We start from the raw sequence: 1,688 nt of genomic DNA, 5'->3' as shown, positions 1-1,688 counted from the left end.
AGACGCTCGATGGTGGACGCCTCGAACAGGTCGGTGGCGTAGGTCAGGGAGGCCCAGAGGCCATCCTCGGATTCGAAGGTATCCAGGGTCAGGTCGAACTGCGCGGCACGCCCCTGCCAACTCAGGGTCTCGATGCTGAGGTCGTCCAGGCGCTGGCTCTGCCCGCCCTTCTTGACCGCGGTCTGGTGGTTGAACATTGCCTGGAACAGCGGGCTGTGACTCAGGCTGCGCTCGGGGCGCAAGGCTTCCACCAACTGCTCGAAAGGCAAGTCCTGGTGGGACTGGGCCATCAGCGCGGTCTGCTTGACCTGCTGCAGGAAATCATTGAAGCCCAGTTGCCCGTCGACCTCGGCCTTGAACACCTGGGTGTTGACGAAGAAGCCGATCAGGCGCTCGGTTTCCACCCGGTTGCGGTTGGCGGTCGGCACCCCGACGCGGATGTCCGCCTGGCCGCTGTAGCGGTGCAGCAAGACCTGGAACGAGGCCAGCAACAGCATGAACAGGGTCGCCCCTTCACGCTGGGCCAATTGCTTGAGGCCCAGGCGCAGCTCTTCCGGCAACGGGATATCCAGCAGCGCCCCCCGATAGCTCTGGATCGCCGGGCGCGGGTGGTCCAGCGGCAGCATCAGCAAGGGGTGCTCCCCGGCCAGTTGCTCCAGCCAGTAGCCCTGTTGCCGCTCACGCTCGCCGGCATCCATCCACTGGCGCTGCCAGTTGGCATAGTCGGCGTATTGAATCGGCAGGTCCGGCAGGCTGACCGTGCGCCCCTGGCGGTAGCCGGCATAGAGCTGGATCAGCTCGTCGACCATCACCCCCATCGACCAGCCATCGGAAACGATGTGGTGCTGGGTCAGGACCAGCACATGCTCGTCTGCTGCCACCCGCAGCAATTTGGCCCGCAACAGCGGGCCATTGCGCAGATCGAAGGGCGGCTGGCTCTTGCTGTCGGTCAGGGCATGGACCTGGGCCTCATAGGACAGGCCGCCGGCGTGCAGTTCGATGACCTCGATGTCCAGCGGCGCCGGTGGGTGCACCACCTGCACCGCCGTGCCATCTTCTTCGGAAAAGGTAGTGCGCAGGGTTTCATGCCGGGCAATCAGGGTATCGAATGCATGGCGCAGCGCGTCGAGGTCCAGTTCTCCGGTCAAGCGCAGCGCCGTGGTGATGTGGTAGGCGGTGCTGTCGGGTTCCAGTTGCCAAAGGAACCACTGGCTTTCCTGGGTATAGGAGAGAACCGGCGCCTCGTCGGCGCCGCGGCTGCAGATAGGAGCGATACCAAAGAGGTTGATGCCCTTTTCTTTAAGCAAAATCGCCAGGGCTCTTCTTTCCTTGGAAGAAAGCGTGCCTACCGAGTCGATTAAAGCTTGCATGTACTACCTCGCCTAAGAAATTATTTTTTCAAGATCATCGGGAGATAAACGTTTGAGGGCCTCCAAAGATTTAGCCAATTCATCCTGCAGTGAAGAAGTTGTCTGCCGCAGGGCCTGAACCTTCTCGACAAAGGCCGCGAGGCTCTCCGCGCCGAACAGCGACTTGATGGGCATATCCACGCCAAACTGCTGCTTGACCCGAGTCACCACCTGAGCCACCAACAGGGAGTGGCCGCCCAGCTCGAAGAAGTTGTCGCTCATGCCCACCCGATCCAGCTTCAGCACATCGGCCCAGATCGCCGCGATCTGCTGCTCCAG

2 protein-coding genes are annotated in these 1,688 nt (G+C 62.0%); both read right to left on the bottom strand.

Annotated elements, in window-relative coordinates; genetic code table 11:
• Window positions 1-1,370: condensation domain-containing protein (locus tag BLS75_RS31835; RefSeq protein ID WP_239690704.1), on the bottom strand; the 1,370-nt coding region annotated here is incomplete at its 3' end.
• A 12-nt stretch (window positions 1,371-1,382) separates the two neighbouring features.
• Window positions 1,383-1,688: phosphopantetheine-binding protein (locus tag BLS75_RS31830; RefSeq protein WP_239690703.1), on the bottom strand; the 306-nt coding region annotated here is incomplete at its 5' end.

The sequence above is a fragment of the Pseudomonas sp. NFPP12 genome, from assembly GCF_900103205.1.
In the GTDB taxonomy this organism is placed as follows: Bacteria; Pseudomonadota; Gammaproteobacteria; order Pseudomonadales; family Pseudomonadaceae; genus Aquipseudomonas; species Aquipseudomonas protegens.
The sequence above is the reverse complement of the archived record's forward strand: the minus strand, read 5'-3'. Positions and strand labels throughout refer to the sequence as shown.